Genomic DNA, 276 nt, shown 5'->3' on the forward strand with positions numbered 1-276 from the left:
GGCCCGCCAGCTGCGGCGCAGCCGCCGACGTGCCGCTGAACACGCCCCAGCCGTCGTTGGGCGTGGTGCCGTCGAAGGCGGCGTTTTCGCGGTCGATCTCGCAACCGGCCGAAACGGGCAGCGAGATGTACGTCGCGTGCGGCAGCATGCCGACCAGCCCGCAGACGTCGGGCACGCTGCGGCCCGAGTAGATCAGGCTCCTGAACGCGCTCGCGTAGTCCGACGCGCGCATCGCGCCGTGCTGATCGACGAACACACCACCCGCCGAAATAATGT

1 pseudogene is annotated in these 276 nt (G+C 69.6%); it reads right to left on the minus strand.

Going from position 1 to position 276, the window contains the following annotated elements:
• Window positions 1-276, minus strand: a pseudogene (locus SB753_RS36950) (peptidase S8); the annotation flags it as partial.

This window comes from Paraburkholderia sp. SIMBA_053, assembly GCF_046534895.1.
Taxonomy (GTDB): Bacteria; Pseudomonadota; Gammaproteobacteria; order Burkholderiales; family Burkholderiaceae; genus Paraburkholderia; species Paraburkholderia caledonica.